Annotated in this window: 25 protein-coding genes; 3 read left to right on the forward strand and 22 right to left on the reverse strand. The window is 54.1% G+C overall.

Annotation, left to right across the window (positions count from 1 at the left end; genetic code table 11):
• Positions 1 to 17 precede the first annotated feature (17 nt).
• From GT3570_RS10985 to GT3570_RS11060, 16 genes are all read right to left on the reverse strand, one after another.
• A complete protein-coding gene (locus tag GT3570_RS10985) occupies positions 18 to 446 on the reverse strand; it encodes a SpoVA/SpoVAEb family sporulation membrane protein (RefSeq protein WP_011231787.1) in 429 nt (142 codons plus the stop codon).
• A 17-nt stretch (positions 447 to 463) separates the two neighbouring features.
• Positions 464 to 895: a stage V sporulation protein AB gene (locus GT3570_RS10990; protein ID WP_011231788.1), complete on the reverse strand. Its 432-nt coding sequence runs from the start codon at positions 893 to 895 to the stop codon at positions 464 to 466.
• Positions 882 to 1,505: a stage V sporulation protein AA gene (locus tag GT3570_RS10995; RefSeq protein WP_011231789.1), complete on the reverse strand. Its 624-nt coding sequence runs from the start codon at positions 1,503 to 1,505 to the stop codon at positions 882 to 884. The genes GT3570_RS10990 and GT3570_RS10995 overlap by 14 nt, the downstream gene beginning before the upstream one ends.
• A gap of 397 nt (positions 1,506 to 1,902) precedes the next feature.
• Positions 1,903 to 2,655: an RNA polymerase sporulation sigma factor SigF gene (gene sigF, locus GT3570_RS11000; RefSeq protein ID WP_062898756.1), complete on the reverse strand. Its 753-nt coding sequence runs from the start codon at positions 2,653 to 2,655 to the stop codon at positions 1,903 to 1,905.
• A gap of 13 nt (positions 2,656 to 2,668) precedes the next feature.
• Positions 2,669 to 3,109: an anti-sigma F factor gene (spoIIAB, locus tag GT3570_RS11005; RefSeq protein WP_011231791.1), complete on the reverse strand. Its 441-nt coding sequence runs from the start codon at positions 3,107 to 3,109 to the stop codon at positions 2,669 to 2,671.
• Positions 3,110 to 3,460, reverse strand: a complete 351-nt coding sequence (gene spoIIAA, locus GT3570_RS11010) for an anti-sigma F factor antagonist (protein ID WP_014196264.1) — start codon at positions 3,458 to 3,460, stop codon at positions 3,110 to 3,112.
• 125 nt (positions 3,461 to 3,585) lie between these two features.
• A complete protein-coding gene (locus GT3570_RS11015; protein ID WP_011231793.1) occupies positions 3,586 to 4,761 on the reverse strand; it encodes a D-alanyl-D-alanine carboxypeptidase family protein in 1,176 nt (391 codons plus the stop codon).
• A 166-nt stretch (positions 4,762 to 4,927) separates the two neighbouring features.
• Complete coding sequence (locus GT3570_RS11020) at positions 4,928 to 6,229, reverse strand: pyrimidine-nucleoside phosphorylase (RefSeq protein ID WP_014196266.1); 1,302 nt, start codon at positions 6,227 to 6,229, stop codon at positions 4,928 to 4,930.
• A gap of 5 nt (positions 6,230 to 6,234) precedes the next feature.
• Entirely contained in the window at positions 6,235 to 7,071 is an 837-nt protein-coding gene (locus tag GT3570_RS11025) for a purine-nucleoside phosphorylase (RefSeq protein WP_011231795.1), read from the reverse strand.
• 29 nt (positions 7,072 to 7,100) lie between these two features.
• Positions 7,101 to 8,288, reverse strand: a complete 1,188-nt coding sequence (gene deoB / locus GT3570_RS11030) for a phosphopentomutase (RefSeq protein WP_020278266.1) — start codon at positions 8,286 to 8,288, stop codon at positions 7,101 to 7,103.
• 131 nt (positions 8,289 to 8,419) lie between these two features.
• Entirely contained in the window at positions 8,420 to 9,316 is an 897-nt protein-coding gene (gene xerD, locus GT3570_RS11035) for a site-specific tyrosine recombinase XerD (protein WP_011231797.1), read from the reverse strand.
• Between the two features lie 6 nt (positions 9,317 to 9,322).
• On the reverse strand, positions 9,323 to 9,535 hold the full coding sequence (locus GT3570_RS11040) for a YqzK family protein (protein WP_011231798.1): 213 nt from the start codon (positions 9,533 to 9,535) through the stop codon (positions 9,323 to 9,325).
• 99 nt (positions 9,536 to 9,634) lie between these two features.
• The gene (fur, locus tag GT3570_RS11045) at positions 9,635 to 10,087 is read right to left on the reverse strand and encodes a ferric iron uptake transcriptional regulator (RefSeq protein WP_011231799.1); all 453 of its coding nucleotides are present in this window, start codon (positions 10,085 to 10,087) and stop codon (positions 9,635 to 9,637) included.
• Positions 10,088 to 10,184: 97 nt separating this feature from the next.
• Positions 10,185 to 10,850, reverse strand: a complete 666-nt coding sequence (spoIIM, locus tag GT3570_RS11050; protein WP_013144830.1) for a stage II sporulation protein M — start codon at positions 10,848 to 10,850, stop codon at positions 10,185 to 10,187.
• A gap of 219 nt (positions 10,851 to 11,069) precedes the next feature.
• Complete coding sequence (locus GT3570_RS11055; RefSeq protein WP_014196268.1) at positions 11,070 to 12,260, reverse strand: endonuclease Q family protein; 1,191 nt, start codon at positions 12,258 to 12,260, stop codon at positions 11,070 to 11,072.
• Positions 12,250 to 12,813: an NUDIX domain-containing protein gene (locus GT3570_RS11060; protein WP_021322465.1), complete on the reverse strand. Its 564-nt coding sequence runs from the start codon at positions 12,811 to 12,813 to the stop codon at positions 12,250 to 12,252. Before GT3570_RS11060 ends, GT3570_RS11055 begins: the two co-directional genes overlap by 11 nt.
• Before the next feature lie 118 nt (positions 12,814 to 12,931).
• Here GT3570_RS11060 and GT3570_RS11065 point away from each other — a divergent pair, with 118 nt between their 5' ends.
• On the forward strand, positions 12,932 to 13,852 hold the full coding sequence (locus GT3570_RS11065) for an aldo/keto reductase (RefSeq protein ID WP_014196270.1): 921 nt from the start codon (positions 12,932 to 12,934) through the stop codon (positions 13,850 to 13,852).
• A 218-nt stretch (positions 13,853 to 14,070) separates the two neighbouring features.
• Here GT3570_RS11065 and GT3570_RS11070 read toward each other — a convergent pair whose 3' ends face one another.
• The 4 genes from GT3570_RS11070 to GT3570_RS11085 form a co-directional block, all read right to left on the reverse strand.
• Positions 14,071 to 15,264 carry a CynX/NimT family MFS transporter gene (locus tag GT3570_RS11070; RefSeq protein WP_062898757.1) on the reverse strand — a complete coding sequence of 398 codons (1,194 nt, stop codon included), beginning with the start codon at positions 15,262 to 15,264 and terminating at the stop codon, positions 14,071 to 14,073.
• 13 nt (positions 15,265 to 15,277) lie between these two features.
• Positions 15,278 to 15,520 carry a YqkE family protein gene (locus GT3570_RS11075; RefSeq protein WP_011231805.1) on the reverse strand — a complete coding sequence of 81 codons (243 nt, stop codon included), beginning with the start codon at positions 15,518 to 15,520 and terminating at the stop codon, positions 15,278 to 15,280.
• Between the two features lie 288 nt (positions 15,521 to 15,808).
• Positions 15,809 to 16,048 carry a YqkC family protein gene (locus GT3570_RS11080; RefSeq protein WP_011231807.1) on the reverse strand — a complete coding sequence of 80 codons (240 nt, stop codon included), beginning with the start codon at positions 16,046 to 16,048 and terminating at the stop codon, positions 15,809 to 15,811.
• Positions 16,038 to 16,382 carry an iron-sulfur cluster biosynthesis family protein gene (locus tag GT3570_RS11085; protein ID WP_011231808.1) on the reverse strand — a complete coding sequence of 115 codons (345 nt, stop codon included), beginning with the start codon at positions 16,380 to 16,382 and terminating at the stop codon, positions 16,038 to 16,040. Before GT3570_RS11085 ends, GT3570_RS11080 begins: the two co-directional genes overlap by 11 nt.
• An 87-nt stretch (positions 16,383 to 16,469) precedes the next feature.
• Here GT3570_RS11085 and GT3570_RS11090 point away from each other — a divergent pair, with 87 nt between their 5' ends.
• The gene (locus tag GT3570_RS11090; RefSeq protein WP_011231809.1) at positions 16,470 to 16,688 is read left to right on the forward strand and encodes a CDGSH iron-sulfur domain-containing protein; all 219 of its coding nucleotides are present in this window, start codon (positions 16,470 to 16,472) and stop codon (positions 16,686 to 16,688) included.
• A 15-nt stretch (positions 16,689 to 16,703) separates the two neighbouring features.
• Positions 16,704 to 16,901 (forward strand): YqzH family protein, encoded by a 198-nt coding sequence (locus tag GT3570_RS11095; protein ID WP_011231810.1) that lies wholly within the window; start codon positions 16,704 to 16,706, stop codon positions 16,899 to 16,901.
• A 126-nt stretch (positions 16,902 to 17,027) separates the two neighbouring features.
• On the opposite strand, the gene GT3570_RS11100 is transcribed toward GT3570_RS11095, so the two are convergent.
• Both GT3570_RS11100 and GT3570_RS11105 read right to left on the reverse strand, forming a co-directional pair.
• Positions 17,028 to 17,816 carry an SDR family NAD(P)-dependent oxidoreductase gene (locus tag GT3570_RS11100; protein WP_020278263.1) on the reverse strand — a complete coding sequence of 263 codons (789 nt, stop codon included), beginning with the start codon at positions 17,814 to 17,816 and terminating at the stop codon, positions 17,028 to 17,030.
• Positions 17,807 to 18,778 carry an MBL fold metallo-hydrolase gene (locus GT3570_RS11105; protein ID WP_011231812.1) on the reverse strand — a complete coding sequence of 324 codons (972 nt, stop codon included), beginning with the start codon at positions 18,776 to 18,778 and terminating at the stop codon, positions 17,807 to 17,809. The genes GT3570_RS11100 and GT3570_RS11105 overlap by 10 nt, the downstream gene beginning before the upstream one ends.
• Positions 18,779 to 19,180 lie beyond the last annotated feature (402 nt).

Genomic DNA, 19,180 nt, shown 5'->3' on the forward strand with positions numbered 1-19,180 from the left:
GCCAATCCCTCTTTTCGTCACGGCCAAACAAGGCCAAGCACATAGGCGGCAATCAGACCATAAATGACCGCTGCCCCACCGGCTTTCAACATCTGCCCGGCCACCCCGGCCGTCCATCCTTCGCTGCGATGTTCGATGGCAGCGCTCGCGATCGCATTGGCCAGCCCTGTAATGAGCATCGTCGCCCCCGCACCGGCAAATTGGCTGAAATCATCATATTTCCCGACGGCCGTCAGCACAATCGCCAATCCGGCCATCACCATAGACGCCCACAGATGAGCCTCGAGCGGCGAAGCGGCAAACGTGCCGCCATACCAATCAACGAGCCATTGCGCCAACGCACAAAGCGCCCCGCCGACAAGAAACGCTTTTACCGCATTGGCGGCGTATGGGGGAGAAGGCTGAAACGCCTTCACCTCGCGGACATAATCGGACTTTAATCCCACGTTTCCTTCCCCCTTTGTCAGCGAAAGTGATCGACAAAATAAAGCCAATGAAACAACGAACCGGCCACTTTGCCAAAGGCGATGGCCATAAGTAAAATGACGATTTTATCATCGACGCCGATCCGCTTCGCTAAAATCGGCCAAACGTTCAACACCTCTGTTAAAGCGGCAGCGAGCATTCCGATAAACACACCATGAAACAATCCGATCGGCGCTAGCCAATATTTGGATAAATGCCAAACAGAATGGCGCAAACTCATCCAACCGCCAACGATGGCGCCGGCTACAGCCCCCCATTCATAGGCGTGAATGCGTTTTGGCGTTTTCGTCAGCTGCGTCAGGCGCGGGATGACGCCAAGCACGACCAAAAAAGCGACAAATCCGGTTCCGACCGCCAACCCTCCGGCGAAGCCGACGAACACTACCAGCAAAATCTCAAGCGTCGTCAAGAGGCCTCAAGCTTTCTTTGTTTTCATGCAAAATGACGTACTGATCGATCGATTGCTGGTAGTTGAACATTTCGACTTCAAGAGGGCTGGGCTCCTCGTTGATTCGTTTGCGGAACCAATGGTTGAAAAATAAAATCATCCCGATGCCGAGCCCAAGCGAATATGGAATTTGCAAAAGCAGCGGTTTATCGACCGCCTGGCCGGTCACCATCTCGTACAGATGGCGATGCACCCGTTGCATGCTGACGTCCTCGTGAAAGTTCATGATCGCCATCGCCGAACCGACGAACAAAAGAAGCCAAACGAGAACGAAGGAAGCGGTCGAAACCTTCCGTTTTTCATAGACGACTTCAATGATCGTCTGCGATGGGCCGATCATCTGCACATCAAGCGAGGAATCCACATCAAACACAGCCCGGATCATTTGCATCATATCGATGATGACGATATTTTTATCGCTGGGCTGGATGCGATAGAGCGGAATCGTCTTCAACCGCCGAATGAGCCCGCCATCCGGCGCAGCGATTTGGGCCGCCTGCCCGAGCGTCACCACCGCCCCCGGCTTGACTTGCACGCGATGGCGCGGCTTGATAAATACGGTGTTGGCCATTTGCTTCACACCTTTGTCCCCATTTTGTTTTTCTTTAGTTTGGTTGGCAAAAACACCGATCATGCGGCCTGTCGGCGTTCACCATCGATTTCATAAAAATAGAAAAGAATGGGCAAAAAATGCCCATTCTTTTTTAGACTTTTGTTGCTTGCTATGGAAAAAGCGTTCCAAGATGCGCTTACAGACCAAAAGACGGATGCGATTCATGGTTCACCGCCGATGAATTGACATCCGTCCATTTTGAACACACCTGTGCGGACAAAATGGACTATCCGTCCATTTTGTTGCCCACTCTGTGCGGACAAAATGGACTATCCGTCCATTTTGTTGCTCACTCCGTGCGGACAAAATGGACTATCCGTCCATTTTGTTGCCCACTCCGTGCGGACAAAATGGGCTATCCGTCCATTTTGTCCTTTATGTGCTGCAATATTTTCTTTTCCAGCCGGGATACTTGCACTTGAGAGATGCCGAGCCTCGATGCCACTTCGGACTGGGTTTGGTCTTTGTAATAGCGCAAATAGACGATCAGCCTCTCACGCTCGTCGAGTTCTTCGATCGCTTTTTTTAAGGCGATTTTGTCAAACCATGACGCTTCGTCGGCGTCAGCGATTTGATCAAGCAACGTAATCGGATCGCCGTCGTTTTCGTACACCGTTTTGTGAATCGATGTCGGCGAGCGGACCGCCTCTTGAGCGAGAACGACTTCCTCAGGGGAAATGCCTAAATGGTCGGCGATTTCCGTAACCGTCGGCGCCCGCCCGCGCGTTTTCGACAGCTCATCTTTCGCCTTGCGGATTTTGTTGCCCATCTCTTTCAGCGAACGGCTCACTTTGACGGTGCCGTCGTCGCGAAGAAACCGCTGAATCTCCCCAATGATCATCGGCACGGCGTACGTCGAAAACTTGACGTCATACGACAGGTCAAACTTGTCGACCGACTTTAACAAGCCGATGCAGCCGATTTGAAACAAGTCGTCCGCTTCATAGCCGCGGTTTAAAAAACGTTGAACGACCGACCAGACGAGGCGCATGTTTTTTTCAATAATTTCATCACGCGCTTCTTGATCGCCTTCTTGGCTGCGGCGGATCAGCTCTTTCATCTCCTGATCTTTGATTGGCGACTGATCTTGCTTGACATCGACATCCATAGGCATGTCTCCCTCAGTTACATAACGCTTTGCTTTTCGCAATATGCTTTTTCAAATACACAGTCGTCCCTTTATTCACTTCCGATTCGACGATGACTTCGTCCATGAAGTTTTCCATAATGGTAAAGCCCATCCCTGACCGCTCGAGCTCGGGCTTTGTCGTAAACAACGGCTGGCGCGCTTCTTCGATGTCAGGAATGCCGACTCCTTCGTCTCTCACCGTCAAATGGACGACACCGTCTTCAATGATGACGGAAATGGAGACGATGCCGTTCGGATCGTTGTTGTAGCCGTGAATGATCGCGTTTGTCACCGCCTCAGAGACAACCGTTTTAATTTCCGTCAGTTCGTCCATCGTCGGGTCAAGCTGGGCGACGAACGCCGCCACGGTCACACGGGCGAACGATTCATTTTCGCTGCGGGCAGAAAATTGGAGGTGCATTTCGTTGCGCATTTACGCCACCCCCAATGCTTGCAAGGCGAATTGCTCATCCGCCTCAACGCGGATGATTTTAAACAGACCCGACATGTCAAACAGCCGTTTGACGGCCGGCGATACGGCGCATACAACCATCTGCCCGCCGACGTTTTTGATTTGTTTATAGCGTCCGAGAATGACGCCGAGGCCAGAGCTGTCCATGAACGTCAATTGTCCTAAATTGAGCACGATGTGGCGGACCGCTCGGTTTTCGAGCACATCCGTCACTTGTTCACGCAATTGTTCGGCTGTATGATGGTCAAGCTCCCCAGACAGGCGAACGATGAGCACGTCTTGCTTCACTTCCAAGTCGATCGCGAGACTCACAGCGTGTTCCCCCTTGTTCATTTCAGGATATGGAGACATTTCGCTGCTGTCCGCCCGAAATCCTGCCGCCCGACAAAACTAGTGGTCGTTCGCCAAAGAGAGCGAAAAGACCGCAAAACTTGACATTATCCCGCTTGCACGAAGCGGCCAAACACCCGCTTAAACAAGTCCCAAAAGCTCGCTTCTTCGACCGTTTGCTTGGCGACGATCGGGCTGTGCAAAATTTCTTTTCCATCCTGTTTTAAAATGAGGACGCCAAGCTCATCGCCTTTGCGAACGGGTGCTTTCACATTGTCTTTCACTTTGATCACTTTTTCGATCTGCTCGACCGACTGCCCTTTTTTCGTCAGCACCGACACCGGCTCCGACGTCACCGCTTCGACGGATGACCGTTTGCCTTTGCTTATGTTGACGCGGGCGACTGTTTCATTCCGTTTGTACACCGGGTGAGTTCGATATTGGGAAAACGCGTAATCGAGCATCTTCGTAATTTGCGCATTGCGCGATTTCGGCGTCGGTGCTCCAAACACAACAGCGATGACGCGCATGCCGTTCTTTTTCGCCGTGGCGGTCAAACAATATTTCGCTTCGGCTGTATATCCGGTTTTCAGGCCGTCAACGCCCGGATAAAATTTGACAAGCCGGTTCGTATTGACGAGCCAAAACTTTTTGTCCGTATTTTCGCGCAAATAGTCTTCGTACTTGCTCGTATATTTCGTAATATCTTCATATTTCAACAGTTCGCGCGCCATCATGGCCATATCATAAGCGCTGCTGTAGTGATGTTCCGCCGGCAGGCCGGTCGCATTGGCGAAATGAGTGTTTTTTAAGCCGAGCTGTTTCGCTTTTTCATTCATCATCTCGACAAATGCTTCTTCCGACCCGGCGATCTGCTCAGCCATAGCGACCGACGCGTCGTTGGCCGAACCGATGGCAATGCCGCGCAGCAGCTCATCGACGGTCATTTCCTCGCCCGGCTCGAGGAAAATTTGCGATCCACCCATTGACGCGGCGTATTCGCTCGCCCGCACTTTTTCATCGTAGGACAGCTTTCCTTCATCGATGGCTTCCATGACTAGCAGCATCGTCATAATTTTCGTCATGCTCGCCGGCGGCAATGGTTCATGGGCATTTTTTTCATACAATACTTTGCCGGTGTCGCGTTCAATCAAAATGGCTGATTTCGCCTCATCGGCCAGCTTCACTTTCGCTTCCTTCATCTCTTTCGCCTCGGCATGGGCAGAAAGAGGAAGAAAAAGAAGAAACGGCAATAAAAGAAGACGAGTGACTTTCGTTTTCATCTCCCAAACCTCCATTCTTTATACATGCCATTTTTTCCAGGCGAGATATTTTTATACAAAAAAACAACTCATTTTCCAAAAAACAAAAAAACGCCCGAAACACGCGTTTCAGGCGTCTTCTTCTTGAACAACCGCTTTTTTCCTTGCGGATCGCCAGCGTCCCTCTCTATACGATGGTCTCATAAATGAGCGGCGGCCGAGCAACCGGCTGCGGCGACAGACGAACAGCCGCCTCGATCTTTTCTTTCACGTCAAGCACATCTGGCCGGTTGCTGTGAATCGTGGCGAGCGCTTCCCCTTTCTGCACGCGATCGCCGATTTTTTTATGGAGCACAATGCCGACCGCCAAATCGATCACGTCTTCTTTTTTCGCCCGGCCGGCGCCGAGCCACATGGCGGCCGTGCCGATGTCATCGGCGGCCATCTCGGCGACATAGCCGTCGGCAGCCGCCGTGACGGTCGACGTATAGGCCGCCTTTGGCAATTTATCCAGATCGTCAACGACCGATGCATCTCCACCTTGAGCGGCCAAAAACGTTTTGAACGCCGCGATGGCGGCCCCGCTGCGAATCGCCTCTTCAAGCAAACGGCGCGCCTCATCAAGCGATGGCGCCTTCTCCGCCAAATAGACCATATGGCTGCCGAGCGTCAAACAAAGTTCGGTTAAATCGTGCGGCCCGTCTCCTTTTAACGTTTCGATGGCCTCTTTCACTTCCAAGGCGTTGCCGACGGCATAGCCGAGCGGCTGGCTCATGTCAGAAATGACCGCCATCGTCCGGCGGCCGACGCGCTTGCCAATGTCGACCATCGCTCGAGCGAGCCGGCGCGCCTCGTCAAGTTCCTTCATAAACGCTCCGGCGCCCGTTTTCACATCCAAGACGATGGCATCAGCCCCAGCGGCGATTTTTTTGCTCATGATCGACGAGGCGATGAGCGGAATGCTGTTGACGGTCGCCGTCACATCGCGAAGCGCATATAGCTTTTTGTCAGCCGGTGTCAAATCGCCCGTTTGGCCGATAATGGCGATTCCGTTTTCATTCACGAGTCGAATGAACTCGTCTTTGCTGATCTCGACATGAAACCCGGGCACGGACTCGAGTTTGTCGATCGTGCCGCCCGTATGGCCGAGGCCGCGCCCAGACATTTTCGCCACCGGCACGCCGACAGAAGCGACAAGCGGCCCTAAAACGAGCGTCGTCGTATCGCCGACCCCGCCGGTCGAATGTTTATCGACTTTCACGCCGCGAATACTCGACAAATCGAGCATTTCGCCGGAGTGCACCATCGCCATCGTCAGCGCGGCCGTTTCTTCCTCGGTCATGCCGCGGAAATAAATCGCCATCGCGAGCGCGCTCATTTGGTAATCGGGAATGTCCCCGTTTGTATACCCTTGGACGATCCACTCAATTTCTTCCTTCGTCAGCGCCTTTCCGTCGCGCTTTTTCGCAATCAAATCGACCATTCGCATCGCGATCACCTTTTTCGTTTTGATTTCGCCATTTCGGCGACAATCGCTTTCACAAACCGCAAAAAGTCCGTCTTCACCCGCTCGGCCGTTTCAACCACTTCGTCGTGGTGAAGCGGAGCATCCGACATCCCTGCAGCCATATTCGAAATGCACGAAATGCCGAGCACCTCAATGCCGCCGTGGCGGGCGACGATCACTTCCGGGACGGTCGACATGCCGACCGCATCGCCGCCGAGCGTACGAATCATGCGGATTTCCGCCGGCGTTTCGTACGACGGCCCCGTATTGGCGACATATACTCCTTCATGCACGCGAACGCCAAGTCTCGCCGCCGTTTCCTTGGCGAGCTCGCGCAGCCGCCGGCTGTACGCTTCCGTCATGTCCGGAAAGCGCGGACCAAGCTCCGGATCGTTCGGACCAATGAGCGGATTTGTGCCCAGCAAGTTGATATGGTCGGAAATGATCATGAAATCGCCGGGCTGGAACCGTTCGTTGATGCCGCCCGCAGCGTTTGTCACGATCAATTCGCGGACGCCAAGCGCCTTCATCACCCGGACGGGAAACGTCACTTCCTGAAGCGAATACCCTTCATAATAATGAAACCGCCCTTGCATGGCGACAACGGTCGCCCCCTCAAGCCGCCCATATACGAGCCGTCCAGCGTGTCCTTCAACGGTCGACACTGGAAATCCGGGAATATCTTCATACGGAATGCGAACCGCCTCTTCGATTTCATCAGCGAGCACGCCGAGCCCCGAGCCGAGAATGAGACCGATTTCAGGCGGAGTTGGCATCAATGGGCGCAAATGACCGGCGGTTTTTTCAATCGCTTGTCGATCCATTCTTTTCCCCCTCATCGTTCTTTATGAAGTTAGGCCAAATCAGCCAAAAAGCTTGTTCCGTACGGCGGCCGGTTGACTTGGAAGTTATCCGCAATCGTTGCGCCGACATCGGCAAACGTCTCGCGGACTGGGAGCGGCTTGCCGCCGCGAAATCGCGGGCTGTACACAAGAAGCGGCACATATTCGCGCGTATGGTCAGTTCCGTGGTGAATCGGGTCGTTGCCGTGGTCAGCGGTGATGATAAGCAAGTCGTCCGCTGTCAAGCGCGGCAACACATCGGCAAGCCGGGCGTCAAACTCTTCGAGCGCATCGCCGTAACCTTTTGGGTCGCGGCGATGGCCGTATTTAGCGTCAAAATCGACGAGATTGACGAAACTCAACCCGGTAAAGTCCATGCCGAGCGTGTCGACGAGCTTATCCATTCCGTCCATATTGGATGTCGTTCGCAACGACTGGGTAACTCCTTCATTGTCGTAAATATCGGCGATCTTCCCGATGGCAATCACTTCATAACCGGCGTCTTTCAATTCATTCATCACCGTTTTGCCAAACGGCTTAAGCGCATAGTCGTGCCGGTTGGCGGTTCGCTCAAAATGGCCGGGTTTGCCGATGAACGGTCGGGCAATGACGCGCCCGACCATATACGGCTCGTCGCGCGTCAATTCACGAGCGATTTCGCAAATGCGGTACAATTCATCAAGCGGCACAACTTGTTCATGGGCGGCGATTTGCAAGACGGAGTCGGCTGATGTATAGACGATGATCGCCCCTGTTTTCATATGCTCTTCGCCAAGCTCTTCGATGATCGCTGTTCCGCTCGCCGGTTTGTTGCCGATCACGTTCCGGCCGGTGCGCCGCTCGAGCTCAGCGATCAATTCATCTGGGAACCCGTTCGGAAAGACGCGGAACGGCTTGTCGATGCGAAGGCCCATCAGCTCCCAATGGCCTGTCATCGTATCTTTTCCAGCCGATGCTTCCTTCATTTTTGTATAGTACGCGAGCGGTCGCTCGACTTTCGGCACCCCTTTGATCTCACGAATATGGCTTAGGCCGAGCTTCGCCATGTTCGGCATATAGAGGCCGCCGCGATACTCAGCGATATGGCCGAGCGTATCCGCTCCTTTGTCGTTGTATTTCTCGGCATCCGGCGCCTCGCCGATGCCGACTGAATCCATCACAATCAAAAAAACGCGCCGGTATGTCGTTTTCACATTCATTCCCCCTGCCTGCAATGAAAAATGGAGTCTCTTTCTATCGTTCCCGTATTTTCGCGAAAACACGCCTATGGCCAATTGGTCAGAAGTCTGACAACTAAAACGACAGGCAAGCGCCTAGCATACGGCAGCTGCTAGGCGCGCGGGTGGTACTGTTTGTACACGTCTTTTAGGCGCGTTTTCGTAACATGCGTATACATTTGCGTCGTCGAAATGTCGGCATGCCCAAGCAACTCTTGCACAGCGCGCAAATCGGCTCCGTTCTCAAGCAGATGCGTCGCAAACGAATGCCGAAGCGTATGCGGCGTCAATTCTTTTTCGATGCCGGCTTCTTTCGCGAGCCGCTTTAAAATTTTCCAAAACCCTTGCCGTGTCAACCGCTGGCCATAATGGTTCAAAAACAGCGCCTCCGTTGCCCGTCGTCGCGGATTGACAAGCTGCGGGCGCCCTCGCTCCAAATAGTGGGCAAGCGCTTCAATCGCCATGCGCCCGATCGGCACGATCCGCTCTTTCCGCCCTTTTCCATAGCAGCGGACAAACCCCATCGTCAAATGCACGTCGCTTAAGTTGAGCTGCACAAGCTCACTGACGCGCATGCCGGTCGCATACAACAGCTCCAGCATCGCCTTGTCGCGCAGCCCAAACGGTGTGCTCACTTGCGGCGCTGCAAGCAGCGCCTCGACTTCCTCGACCGACAGCACTTTCGGCAGCGTCCGTTCAAACTGCGGCGTTTCGATATGGACGGTCGGGTCTTGCGCCGCGATTTTCTCCCTTAGCAAAAACTGATGAAACGAACGGATCGACGCCAAATGGCGGGCGATCGTCCGCGCCGATTGCCCTTGTTCGCTTAAAAACTTTAAAAAATGGAGAATATGGAGGCGCTCCACTTCGCCCCACGCCTGAAGCTGCTCGACTTGGCGCAAATAGCGGACGTATTTTTTCAAATCGCGTTCATATGAAACGATCGTATTGTGCGCCAAATTCCGCTCCACCGTCAAATAATGCAGAAAATCTTTCAACTCGTATTCCAACGCTCTCTACTCCCCATCGCGATAAAAAAATAACAGCCGGTCGAGCCAACTTGGCGGCGCACTCTCCGCCGCCGATACTTTGACCGCCGATCCCTTCGGCTCATCGTATCGGTGGTAATACTCGTACTCGCGGTTAAACCATACAAGACTATAATAAAATAAAATGGTGCATCCCGTAAATAAAAGAAACACTTTCACCATTTGCCAAACGGTTTTCATGGCATCCTCCCTATCAGCTGCTTGTCAGCTTGCTAGTATGAGGATATGCCATTTGTTTCGTTGTTTATACGCAAAAAACCTTTCCCGTTGGAAAAGGTTTTATTTTTCTTCATGCTTTTGCTGGCAACGGTGACAAATGCCGTGGAACGTCAAACGATGGTCTTTAATTTTAAATTTCCACTTCTCCTCAACAATCGCTTCGACATCCTCAAGCAAATCTTCTTGAATTTCCGCCACCGACCCGCATTCTAAGCAGATGAGGTGGTGATGAAAATGGGCCGCTCCTTCCTTGCGGAGGTCATAGCGCGACACCCCGTCCCCGAAATTGATTTTATCGACAATTTTCAGCTCGGTTAACAGCTCGAGCGTCCGATAAACGGTCGCCAACCCGATTTCTGGGGATTTTTCTTTCACGAGGAGGTAGACGTCTTCCGCGCTTAAATGGTCTTCTTCATGTTCAAGCAGGACTCTTACCGTCGCTTCCCGCTGCGGCGTTAACTTGTAACCCGCCGAATGCAGCTGCTTCTTGATTCGTTCCACACGATCTTCCATCTTTTCATTCCTCCCTCGCCATTCACCCATCATTATAACAAATGCACGAGGGAAGTATCAAAGTAAAATCACTATTATGAAGAAATGATAATGGTTATTATATAATATTCATTATGATTAAACTCATTGTCCATTGAACCGCCTGTTTCATCAATGCCGGCGAAAGATATGCCTCGACCGCTGAGGAAAGAAGCAGCCCAAGGGCGACAGCCGCCATCGCCGCTGCGTAGCGCATCACCATCGGAAACATCGATCCATGCGGCCGCTTCATAAACTGGTTGCGCACCATGTGCAAGGAAAACGAAATCGAAATGACGCCCATGACGATCATGAGTGGAATGGCCACCAAATTTTGCGGCATGATGGACACAAACGACAAAAGAAACCCGCGCCAACCCATTTGGTTGACTAAAAAGCCAACCGTAAAGCCGACAACGACGCCTTTGAAAAACAGCAAAACAAGAATGATCGGCAAGCCAATGACAGAAATGCCAAGCACCCACATCAGCGCGGTATATTTGACGTTGTGCATATAGCTTTGCCGGAACATATCATGGGCGCTTGCGATATTGTCTTTTGACACTTGTCCAAAAAATTGCGTCAAGTAATAGTACAAGTCTTGCTTTTGACTGAAACCGAGGCTGTTGACGACAATGGCGCCGAAAATGACGCCCATGAGAAACAGGACGATGACAAACACGTACAGCGAAGCATGTTCACGCCAATGAACAGCGATAGCCGATTTCAGCGGATGGGTTCTCATTGTGCTTCGTCCTCCTACTTTGTCTCTTAGTAGATTGTATGTCCATCCGCTTTCGGTATGACTGTTTTTCTAAAAGGCTGGTGATGTAATAAAAAAGCAGCTCAACACCGACGTGTGACCAACTCCACGGGCGGCACGCCGCCTCGGTCCATTGGCGCATGGCTGGGCCAAGCAGCACGCACGGCATGATGATGAACGGCAGGAGCGCTGCCCGAGTGGTTACCCCTCCCGCACTTTCCCGTACCTCCCACCGCCCCCGGCCTCGATATGGAGCGCACCGCTGCGGGCAAGGACGATCAGTTGGGCCAACTTTTCTCCCACCGTCTCCGCGATCTCTTCCTCCGCCGCCTCATGAAGAACGCTCATTTCCGTGCCAAAACGGGCGAGCAGCTTTTCATACGCTTTTGAACCAAGGCCGGGGATGAATTCAAGCGGCACTTGATAAATGTACGGCGGCCGTTTCGGCCCGCGTTCCGCCGTTTTCAGCTCCGCAAGCCGGTCAAACACGCCTTTCACGAAGCGATGATGGCCGCATGCCGCACAGCGGTCGACGTCCGGTGCAACCGGCGCAAGGCAGCGCTCGCACACTGTCTGGTGATATTTTCCGAGTTTGGGATTTAAACCGTAGTTGGCGACAATCGCGCGCCCGTCTTCACCGCGCAGCGCTTTTTCCAATTCAGCAAACGTCGGGGCGGCGAGCCGCACTTCTTCATATTCGCGGGCGATTTTCCGCAGCGAATGGGCATCGGAATTCGTCAAGTACGGGTAGCGATGCAATTCGGCGATCTGGTCCGCCATCGCCGTGTCGGCGCTTAACCCAAGTTCAATGGCATCAATCCAATCCGGGTCAAACACTTCTGTCAGGCTGTGCTTGACCCCTTTTCCGTACAAGCTTTTAAACGGGGTGAACGCGTGCGCGGGAATGAACCAGCCGCCCTGCTCTTTCGCGGCAGCTTGCAGCTCGCGGCCGGAGGCGTAAATGCGCTGTGAACTGAGCGACATGTTCTTTACCCGTTTGCCAAGCCAGCCGGAAAACGTGCGCATCGTCTGCACAGTCGGCAAAAAAACGAGCACGTGGATCGGTCCATGGCAATGGTCGTCATATACTTCGATTTCACTGCCTAACAAAAGCGTCACTTTCCCGGCGCTGACGCCGCCCCCCTCATGTTCGCGCCAACCGTGCTTCTCCATTGCCCGCTCGAGCTCGTCCAGCACTTCGGGCACATGGCTGTCAATGACGCCGACGAGGTCGATCCCTTTCACCTCAGCCGCCTCATGCAAGATGTTCTCAAGCGTCAACGTCCGCGCCCCAGTAATTTTCACCGGGCGGCCCGAGGCGGTGCGGCCGATGTGAATATGTAAATCAGCGTAATAACAGCCGAGGCCGCGCTCGTTTTTTTTATTCGGCATTTTGCTCCCCTAGCGCGCGGCGCAGCTGCAAATATTGCAAGGCGTATGCCGTTTTCGCATCGTAAATGTCGCGTTGTTGAAGCATCTCAAGCGCCTCCTCCAATGTAACTTCCAACAGCTCGACAAACTCATCTTCATCCAAACCGGCGCCGTCCTCCGCTTTTTCCAGCCCCTCGGCGACATACAAATGGATGAGTTCATCGGCAAACCCTGGGGATGTATAAAAGGAAATGAGATGGCGCATCGATTGGGCGCGGTAGCCGGTTTCTTCTTCGAGCTCGCGGTGTGCGGAAGAGAGCGGCTCTTCCCCATGTTCTAGCTTGCCCGCCGGAATCTCGACTAATGCGCGCTCCAGCGCTTTTCGGTACTGGCGGACAAGAACGATTTTCCCGTCCGGCAACAGCGGCAGCACCGCCACCGCCCCCGGATGTTTGATCACCTCGCGCTGGCTCGTTTTCCCATTTGGCAGCTCGACTTCCTCGATATACAAGTCAATGATGCGGCCGCTGAACAATTTCTCTTTGCGGACGGTTTTTTCATACAACTTCTCCATTCTTCTTCTCCCCTATCGATTGATGGACTCTTTTCCATTGTACTACATGTTTGGCCATTTTTTCGCTTCCGTTGTACAATGAACATATCATCATCGATCGCGAAAGGGGGCGCAAAAGATGAACAAACGCCGCATCGGCACATCAGACTTATACGTCAGCGAAATTGGACTCGGCTGCATGTCGCTCGGCACTGATGAAAACCATGCCATCTATCTCATCCATGAAGCATTGGAGCGCGGCATCAACTACTTGGATACAGCCGATTTATACGACCGCGGCTTAAACGAGGAATTTGTCGGCAAAGCGGTGAAAGGAAAACGCGACCAAGTCATCATCGCGACAAAAGTCGGCAACCGTTGGCGCCGAGACGGAAGCGGCTGGGACTGGGATCCGTCAAAAGCCTATATCAAACAAGCGGTCAAAGAGAGCCTGCGCCGCCTGCAAACGGACTACATTGACTTATACCAGCTCCACGGCGGCACGATCGACGACCCGATCGATGAGACGATTGAAGCGTTCGAAGAGCTGAAGCAAGAAGGCGTCATCCGTTGGTACGGCATCTCCTCGATCCGCCCAAACGTCATTCGCGAATATGTGAAGCGCTCGAACATCGTCAGCGTCATGATGCAATACAGCTTGCTTGACCGGCGGCCGGAAGAATGGTTCCCGCTTCTTCGCGAACATCACATCAGCGTGATCGCCCGCGGTCCGGTCGCTAGAGGCTTGCTCACGAGCCGCCCGCTTGAACAAGCGAGCAGCGCGGTGAAAGAACACGGCTACCTCGATTATTCCTACAAAGAACTGCAGGCGCTCATCCCGAAGCTGAAGGAAAAAACGGCCGGGCGCCGTTCATTGACCGCGACCGCGCTGCAATTTTGCCTGTATGACCCGGTCGTTGCTGCCGTCATTCCGGGCGCAAGCCGGCTTCGGCAGCTTGAAGAAAACATCGCCGCCGCTTCCGCCCCGCCGCTTGATGCCGACGAATACGAATGGCTGAAACAAACGACAAAACGCTCGGTGTATGAGGCGCACCGATAAGCGCAGGAATCGCCATCGTGCTTCATTCCGACGCCTATGGCCAGCAACAACCGCAGGCCGCAGCCTCTATTCCCTGCCTATGTGTGTCACTGAACTTGCCGGCGGCCATGGCGCTGACAAGAGGCAAAACGAAAAAACAAACCAAAAGAGCCCAACGGCTGCCAATGTCCGTTACGGGCTCTTTTTTCCAAATGGGCCGGTCACTTCACAAAAACCGATCAATCCTCTTCCACATACTGATTCCTCGCTGCCCCTAAGCCGAACGCCATCATGGCCGCACAGACGGCCAACAACATGCCAAGCGGGGCGGTAAACCGTCTGGCCGCATCGTACAATACGCCAAACAGAGGCGGTCCGGCAGCAGCCAGCAAGTAGCCGACCGATTGGGCCATGGCCGACAGCTGGGCGGCTTCCAGCGGACGGCGCGTGCGCAAAGTAAACAGCATCATCGCCAGCGAAAACGCCATGCCGGCGCCGATGCCGGCGAAAAGCGCCCCAACCCAAAGCAGCCAACCTTGGCCAGCCAAAAAGGCGATCGTTCCAAAAGCCATGAGCAACACCGCCGAGCCGATCAGCACTTTTTGATTGTCCATCCGCTCCGCGAGCATCGGAGAGACGAACATCATCGGCAACTGGGCAAACTGGAAGAAAAAGAGCAGCCATCCGGCTGTATCGGCCGCCAAGCCCTTGCTTTGGCCAAGCTCCGGCAGCCACGTGACGATGCAATAAAAGAACAAGGATTGCAGCCCCATAAACAGCGTCACTTGCCAGGCAAGCGCCGATCGCCAAAGCGAAGAGCGCCGGCTTCCCGCCGGGACGCCGCTTGACTTCTGGCGCCAAGCTTGCGGCAGCCAAACGACAAGCGACAACGCGGCAACCAGCGCCCAAAAGCGAAACGCCCCTTGCCAGCCGATCCCCCACCCGTCGGCAAGCGGAACGGCGAACCCGGAAGCGAAGGCGGCGCTCATGTTCATCGTTACGGTATAAACGCCCATCATCAAGCCGACCCGTTCAGAAAACATGTCTTTGATCAGCGCCGGCATGAGAACGTTGTCGACCGCGATGGCGGCTCCAATCAGCGCCGTGCCGAGAAATAGGGAAAACTCTCCCGAAAGCGGGCGAATGAGTTCGCCGGCAAGCAAAACAACAAGCGAACCGAACAGCGTCCGCTCTATTCCGAACCGCCGGGCGAACGCGGCCGCCACAGGAGCCAAGAAGGCAAACGCCAAAAGCGGAATCGTCGTCAACGCCCCAGCGGCTGCGTGGGAGAGGCCAAGCTCCCGCTGCAATTCAGGAACAAGCGGCCCGACCATTGTGAGCGGTGCGCGCAAGTTGGCGGCCAAGATCACGACCGCAGCCACCATGAACACAGACGCGGACGCCATACCCGCTGTCATCATTTTTTGTTTCATCTGAACGTTCCCCCTATTTAAACTTCCGCCAATCGAGTTCACTTTCTTCCAGCAGCTCGGCAAATGATTTCTGTTCCTCACGGCGGCGCTCTTCCTCGCGACGCCGCGCCTCTTCCGCCGCTAGACGCCGCTGTTCTTCCTCGGCAAGCGCCCGCTTTTTCGCGAGCAGTTTCGCTTCCGTCTCGGCACCGAGCCGGTCGGCAAGCGTCACTGCCTGCGTCTCTTGTTCTTTTTTCCGCGCAACCCGGTTCTTCATGATTTCCGCCCCCCTTTGCATAACGACCGTTCGTTTGTCAAACGATACAACTAAACGATAAGAAAAAGGAGAGATGTATGGATGGAGAAAAACCGCGCCCAAAAAGGGAAACCGTCCGCCGATACGGTGAAGCCGGTGATCGCAAAAGAAGAATTGGAAAAAGCAATCCACCCGACTAAGCGGCAAAACAGTCCGCAATAACATTGGAAAGCGCCGTTCGGCGCAAAACGCGGCTTCTAACTATGGAAAGGGGCGCCCCCGGCCGAAAATGGCTTAGGGGCGGCCCCTTTACAACACCTCGGTGATGTGCGGCATATGTTCGCCAAGCCAGGCGATCGCCTCCTCCAGCGTCGGAAACTCTTTCATTTCAAACGTCATTTCGTTTTGCAGCAGCCAGACGTCTTTCGCCTCATGATACGGGCCGGCGACCGACCAATGAAGCAAGCTGTACGGATCGTTTTCATGGGTGAACGACACCCATGTTTTTTGCTTCGCCGCCTTTGCGAGCTGCTCTAGCTTACCGTTCATGGCCAGATTTCACCTCAACAAACGGCATATGACCATTCAACGTTTGCCCTGGGCTTTTGAGCTGAAAAACGGTCGTTCCCGGCTTGACGTCAATCGTCATCGTTTCATCAAAAAAGATGAGACGCGACCGTTCCACGAGCACCGGCGCAAAATTCGTCTCGACGACGACATCATCTTCATCGGCTTTGTCGACAAGCCATAGCGCCGGCACGCCGTCGACCAAACAGCCGCAGCCGTCAGTGTCAAACATCAACTTTAACTGCCGTCCGGATTCCGCTACAATAGAGGCAAGCGCCCGTTTGGCTGCATCCGTAAACGTGATGTACAGACTCATAGCTGGCTCCTTTTCCCTTTGATTTCCTTTATTTATTTTACCTGTCAACATGAGAAACTGTCAAAACAAAGCAAGGAGGAAAAAGCGATGGCAAAAGTGCAAATCAAAGTGAACGACAACGGCTCGCTGCGCGTCACCGGCGATGTTGAACTGCTCGATGGAGAAGGAAAGCCGTTTGTGACCAAACAAACGTTTTCGCTCTGCCGTTGCGGGCTGTCGAACAACAAACCGTTTTGCGACGGTTCGCACAAAGGCCGCTTCCAATCCGTTGTCCGCGCCCCTTTGCCGGAAACGGATAAACAATAAGGCGGTGAGAAGCCGATGGACGAACGATGGCTGCAAAAACAAGTGCGCAACTGCCTGCGGCATTATGGCTATGATGATGACATGATGCCGCTTGGCGAAGACGACTGGCGCGAGCTTTGCACCCGCATTGCCGCCGCCAAAGAGAGGCAGCCAAACGCGGACATCTATGAACTTGTCCATGACGCCGTCTACCGGTTCATCACCAGCGCTTGACCCGGCTCGTGTCAAACGAACACGGGGTTGGCCCCAAAGGCCATCTTTCTTCAAGAAGAGGAAAGGCGTTTCGCGCGTCTAGACGATGATCAGAAAGGGTGCCCCTTATATTTGGGACACCCTCGCTTACTTTTGGAAAAACGCCCGCTTTGCCACCTTTTCCACAAGACCCGGAGCGAGCCGGTACAGCCGGCTGCCGAGATCCATCCAACGCGGCATGTTCACTTCGCGCGTTGGCGTCATCATCGCGGCAACAACGCGCTTCGCCACCGCCTCCGGCCTTAACATCCAACGCGAGACATTGCGCACATACTCTCCCGATTCATCAGCGGCCGAAAAAAAGTTCGTCTCCACCGGCCCCGGATTGACGGCCGTGACAAAAATGCCAAAGCGCCCCGCCTCGAGGCGGAGGCTGTCGGTAAAGCCAACGACCGCGTGTTTCGTCGCGGAATAGACGCTCGACTTCGGCGTCGCGATTTTGCCGGCTTGCGACGCAATGTTGATAATATGACCGCTTCCTCTCTCTTTCATATGCGAATACACCGCCTTCGTACAGGCGATGAGGCCGAAGACGTTGACGGCAAACATCCTCTCCATTTCATCCAAGTCGATGTCCTCGACATAGCGAAAGACGCCAAACCCGGCGTTGTTGACCAACACATCGATCGCGCCAAGATCCGCAATGAGCTGGGAAACAACCGCCTCGATCATGCCGCGGTCGCTGACATCAAGCGATGCATACGGGGCGCGAATACCGGTTTGCGCTTCGATCCGCGCGCTCGCTTCTTTCAGCCTTTCTTCACTGCGCGCCAAGAGCACCGGCACCGCCCCTTGGCGCGCCGCTTCATAGGCGATTTGCTCGCCAATTCCTCCCGACGCTCCGGTAATGACGACATGGCGCCCCTTCAGCCGCACACCGACACCCCCACCGCTTCGTAGACGTATCGGCCGGCTTCTTGCTTTTTCGTCACATACCCGTTCGCCTCGAGATAATCAAGCTGGCCGATCGTCTCTGACATCGTCAGCATGAGCTGGCGTTCGTAAGCGGTCGGGAACAGCTTTTGACAAACGTCAAACACCGTATGCGGGCGTTCTTTCACCATTTCGAGCACCCGCTCGGCGCGCTGGCGTTGCTTACCCAGCCGCTCGCGAACGAGCGCCGGAATATCGGTCGCATCGTCGCCATGGCCGTTTAGCGAGCGAACGATATCGTATTGCAGCATTTTTTGCAGCGACTCGTTGTACTGCAACAACGGTTTCGGCCGTCCCGTCTCTCCTTCCGCCGGCGGCTCCATCATTGGATTCGGGGAAATATGAACAAGCAAATGATCGCCGCCGATCAGCAATCCGTCCGCCTCGCGGTAGAGGGCGATATGGCTTTGCGCATGCCCCGGCGTTTCGATGACCTGCCACCCGGGCATCCCCGGCACCGCGTCCCCTTCCGTCACCATGATGTCAAGCCCGCGCCGGCTTGCGTAGCGAAGCGATCCGCCTTCTTTGGACAGCTGACTGAACAAACGGCGGTCGACGCCGCATTCCGTAAAAAATTCCTGAAAAAATTGGACGTACCGCTCCATAAACGAACGTTCGCGGCGCAAAAACGGATCCGCTTTCGGATGGCCGATGATCGGCGCATGCGGAAAATAATCAAGCAAGCCGACATGATCCGGATGATGGTGAGTAATGACGATTTGTTCAATATCCTCTGGCGCATAACCGACCTCGCCAAGCTGCTTCACAAACAGCTGCCATGCTTCCTCTGTTTTCACTCCGGCATCGACCAGCGTCAACCGATCGCCGGCGATCACGTACATATGCACATCGCCGACCGGAAACGGCGTCGGCACCGTGATCCGATACACTCGTTCCTCGTTCATTGCGTTCCCTTCTTTCCTCAAGTTCATGAACCATCCCGTTCGAACCGTTTCATCAGTCAAAATGAATAGTTATTCATTATATTTTATTTTACAGTTTACACCGATTTCATCCATTTGTCATGCCTTTTTCTTCCGCACGACGAAATTGCAAAAAAATTCGCTCTCCTCTCTTGACAACAGCGCCTGTCCCGCGGCATAATGACTAATAACATCACGGATACGGCAAACCGGCGATGAACAGGGCCAGTAAACCGCAAACGGCACCAGAGAGCGAAGCCCGCGGCTGGAAGGCTTTGCGGCCCTCTTTGCGGTTGAACCTACCCTAGGAGCTGTTAGGCCAACCTAAACGCCTCCCCGGCGTTATCGGGGCAGAGTCGGGCCTGTTTGGCGCTTGGGCCAAAT

Source organism: Geobacillus thermoleovorans (assembly GCF_001610955.1).
In the GTDB taxonomy this organism is placed as follows: domain Bacteria; phylum Bacillota; class Bacilli; order Bacillales; family Anoxybacillaceae; genus Geobacillus; species Geobacillus thermoleovorans.

What these genes read in the sequence shown, in the direction of transcription:
- deoB (WP_020278266.1), bottom strand. Translation starts at nt 8,288, where the DNA reads ATGAATGTGAAAACGACATACCGGCGCGTTTTTTTGATTGTGATGGAT.
- GT3570_RS10995 (WP_011231789.1), bottom strand. Translation starts at nt 1,505, where the DNA reads ATGGCCAACACCGTATTTATCAAGCCGCGCCATCGCGTGCAAGTCAAG.
- GT3570_RS11075 (WP_011231805.1), bottom strand. Translation starts at nt 15,520, where the DNA reads ATGAAGAACCGGGTTGCGCGGAAAAAAGAACAAGAGACGCAGGCAGTG.
- GT3570_RS11060 (WP_021322465.1), bottom strand. Translation starts at nt 12,813, where the DNA reads ATGGAGAAGTTGTATGAAAAAACCGTCCGCAAAGAGAAATTGTTCAGC.
- fur (WP_011231799.1), bottom strand. Translation starts at nt 10,087, where the DNA reads ATGGAAGATCGTGTGGAACGAATCAAGAAGCAGCTGCATTCGGCGGGT.
- spoIIM (WP_013144830.1), bottom strand. Translation starts at nt 10,850, where the DNA reads ATGAGAACCCATCCGCTGAAATCGGCTATCGCTGTTCATTGGCGTGAA.
- sigF (WP_062898756.1), bottom strand. Translation starts at nt 2,655, where the DNA reads ATGGATGTCGATGTCAAGCAAGATCAGTCGCCAATCAAAGATCAGGAG.
- GT3570_RS11040 (WP_011231798.1), bottom strand. Translation starts at nt 9,535, where the DNA reads ATGAAAACCGTTTGGCAAATGGTGAAAGTGTTTCTTTTATTTACGGGA.
- GT3570_RS11070 (WP_062898757.1), bottom strand. Translation starts at nt 15,264, where the DNA reads ATGAAACAAAAAATGATGACAGCGGGTATGGCGTCCGCGTCTGTGTTC.
- GT3570_RS11055 (WP_014196268.1), bottom strand. Translation starts at nt 12,260, where the DNA reads ATGCCGAATAAAAAAAACGAGCGCGGCCTCGGCTGTTATTACGCTGAT.
- GT3570_RS11095 (WP_011231810.1), top strand. Translation starts at nt 16,704, where the DNA reads ATGGACGAACGATGGCTGCAAAAACAAGTGCGCAACTGCCTGCGGCAT.
- GT3570_RS11065 (WP_014196270.1), top strand. Translation starts at nt 12,932, where the DNA reads ATGAACAAACGCCGCATCGGCACATCAGACTTATACGTCAGCGAAATT.
- GT3570_RS11105 (WP_011231812.1), bottom strand. Translation starts at nt 18,778, where the DNA reads ATGAACGAGGAACGAGTGTATCGGATCACGGTGCCGACGCCGTTTCCG.
- GT3570_RS11080 (WP_011231807.1), bottom strand. Translation starts at nt 16,048, where the DNA reads ATGAACGGTAAGCTAGAGCAGCTCGCAAAGGCGGCGAAGCAAAAAACA.
- GT3570_RS11015 (WP_011231793.1), bottom strand. Translation starts at nt 4,761, where the DNA reads ATGAAAACGAAAGTCACTCGTCTTCTTTTATTGCCGTTTCTTCTTTTT.
- GT3570_RS11020 (WP_014196266.1), bottom strand. Translation starts at nt 6,229, where the DNA reads ATGCGAATGGTCGATTTGATTGCGAAAAAGCGCGACGGAAAGGCGCTG.
- GT3570_RS11085 (WP_011231808.1), bottom strand. Translation starts at nt 16,382, where the DNA reads ATGAGTCTGTACATCACGTTTACGGATGCAGCCAAACGGGCGCTTGCC.
- GT3570_RS11090 (WP_011231809.1), top strand. Translation starts at nt 16,470, where the DNA reads ATGGCAAAAGTGCAAATCAAAGTGAACGACAACGGCTCGCTGCGCGTC.
- GT3570_RS11025 (WP_011231795.1), bottom strand. Translation starts at nt 7,071, where the DNA reads ATGGATCGACAAGCGATTGAAAAAACCGCCGGTCATTTGCGCCCATTG.
- spoIIAB (WP_011231791.1), bottom strand. Translation starts at nt 3,109, where the DNA reads ATGCGCAACGAAATGCACCTCCAATTTTCTGCCCGCAGCGAAAATGAA.